At 61.8% G+C, this 1,496-nt stretch carries 2 protein-coding genes; both read right to left on the bottom strand.

Annotated features, from left to right (window positions below; all coding sequences use genetic code 11):
* Positions 1 to 458, bottom strand: a 458-nt coding sequence (locus ACP5E6_RS09975) for an Hcp family type VI secretion system effector (RefSeq protein ID WP_427954082.1), incomplete at its 3' end; no start/stop codon positions are given.
* Between the two features lie 27 nt (positions 459 to 485).
* A partial coding sequence (locus ACP5E6_RS09970; protein ID WP_427954081.1) for an AAA family ATPase occupies positions 486 to 1,496 on the bottom strand: 1,011 nt, incomplete at its 5' end.

Genomic DNA, 1,496 nt, shown 5'->3' with positions numbered 1-1,496 from the left:
TCGAACTGCACGGTGACCGGGGTGCTGGAGGCGCCGCTGTCGGACATTGGGGTGTTCTTGAAGCTGATGGTCGAATAATTCAGCGAGAGAGATTCCGAGGGTTTATCGCCGCCGGAGGACATGCTCAGGCCGGACATGATGACTTCGGTCATGTCAATCTCAAGATAGTTCTCGGTGCCGGAGCCGGCTTTGCCGGTGCGGGTGAAGGCGATTTTCACCGGTTTGGCGGCGCCGCTGAGGGCTTCCTTGAGCAGGTCGGAACTGGCCTTGTCGTAATCCTTGGTGATGGTGATTTCGGACAGGCTCGGCAGGCTGGATTCACGGCCTTCGCCGCTGCCCGATTGCATTGAGATGCCGCGGCCGACACCCCATTGGACCGAATTCAGCTCGATCCAGTCCTTGAAGCCCTCGGTGGTCACGTCGCCGGCGATTGTGTCGTATTTCATGTAGACAGCCATTGGTCTCTCTCCTGCTGGGTTGAAATTCTAGGTGACGGCGTAGCGGAACGACCCATCGGGACCAATTCCGATTTTGACGCTGGAGATGGTCTCGCCGCTGGCCAGACGGGCCAGGACCTCTGCCGATAGTTCGGGCAGGAGGGTGCGGGACAGAATGTTCTCCACGTTGCGCGCGCCGGAGGAGGATTCCTTGCAGCGCGCGGCAATGGTTTCGACCAGAGCTGGGTCGTAGGTAAAGTCGGCCTTGTAGGATGCGCGAACCCGGCGGGTGATTTTCGCGAGTTGCAGGCCGACGATCTGGCGGATCACCTCGTCCGAAAGCGGGAAATAGGGGACGATGGTGACGCGGCCGAGAAAGGCGGGTTTGAAGTGTTTGGCCAGCTCCGGGCGGAGGGCTTCGGCGAGGCCGGCGGCGTCCGGTGCGGTTTCGGGGTCGGCGAAGAGTTTGTCGATCAGATCGGTGCCGGCGTTGGAGGTCATGATGATGACGGTATTCTTGAAGTCGATGTCGCGGCCTTCGCCGTCCTTCATGTTGCCTTTGTCGAACACCTGGAAGAACACGTCCTGCACGCCGGGATGGGCTTTTTCCATCTCATCGAGCAGGATGACCGAATAGGGGCGGCGGCGGACCGCTTCGGTCAGCACGCCGCCTTCGCCGTAGCCGACATAGCCGGGCGGGCTGCCCATCAGGAGGGAGACTTTATGCTCCTCCTTGAACTCGGTCATGTTGATGGTGGTGATGTTCTGTTCGCCGCCATAGAGCAGATCGGCCAAAGTGAGGGCGGTTTCGGTCTTGCCGGTGCCCGACGTGCCGACCATCAGGAACACGCCGATCGGCTTGCGCGGGTCGGTGAGGCGGGCGCGGGAGGTGCGGATGGCTTGCGCGACGGCTTCGAGCGCGTGGGGCTGGCCGACGATGCGGCGCTCCATCGTGGCTTTGAGGTTGAGAATTGTGGCGATTTCGTTGGATTGCATGCGGCCGGCGGGGATGCCGGTCCAGCTTTCGACGATTTCGGCGACGGCCTGGGCGTCGACCAC

It is taken from the genome of Acidiphilium sp. (genome assembly GCF_049977125.1).
Lineage (GTDB): Bacteria > Pseudomonadota > Alphaproteobacteria > Acetobacterales > Acetobacteraceae > Acidiphilium.
This window is presented reverse-complemented; position numbering and strand designations above follow the sequence as displayed.